This is a genomic window from Priestia sp. SIMBA_032, assembly GCF_046535215.1.
Classification (GTDB): domain Bacteria; phylum Bacillota; class Bacilli; order Bacillales; family Bacillaceae_H; genus Priestia; species Priestia aryabhattai.
The window spans coordinates 1-512 of sequence record NZ_JAWRXD010000104.1 but is presented as its reverse complement, the minus strand read 5'-3'; the positions used below and the strand labels follow the sequence as shown (position 1 = coordinate 512).

General features: G+C 74.8%; 2 protein-coding genes. Both read left to right on the top strand.

The window, feature by feature from the left end; all coding sequences use genetic code 11:
- Positions 1–47 precede the first annotated feature (47 nt).
- The gene (locus SB717_RS33515) at positions 48–245 is read left to right on the top strand and encodes a hypothetical protein (RefSeq protein ID WP_410781386.1); all 198 of its coding nucleotides are present in this window, start codon (positions 48–50) and stop codon (positions 243–245) included.
- A 27-nt stretch (positions 246–272) separates the two neighbouring features.
- On the top strand, positions 273–512 hold a 240-nt coding region (locus SB717_RS33510), incomplete at its 3' end, for an alpha/beta fold hydrolase (RefSeq protein ID WP_410907115.1).

Here is a 512-nt window from a genome sequence, read left to right as displayed (position 1 = left end):
GGCTGCGCCCGGGACGGCGGAGGGCGTGCGCCGGTAGGCTCGGGCGCATGGTCGAGCGCACCAACGGGTCCCCGTGGTTCTTCATCGCCGGGATCGCGCTGGTCGTCGTCGGCCTGGCGGGGCCGCTGCTGGTGGATGCCGCAGCCGGCGATGTGCAGTGGCTGGTCCGCGGCGCCGGAGTGCTCGTCGCGATCGGCGGCGGCGTCCTGATCGGGTTCGGAGTGCGGCGGCGCCAGGGCCGATGACACCGGTTGGGGATACGCTGACGTCCCATGAGCACCCTCACCTCCTCTGACGGAAGCACCATCGGCTACGAGGTCGACGGGGTTGGCCCCGCTGTGATCCTCGTCGACGGCGCGTCCTGCTTCCGCGACGCGGGGCCGATGCGGCCGATCGCCGCGGCCCTCCGCGACCGGGTGAGCGTCGTGCTGTACGGCCGGCGCGGTCGCGGCGAGAGCACGGACGCGCTGGCCGACCCGGCCGCGCGCGCCACGGCCGTAGCCCGCGAGATC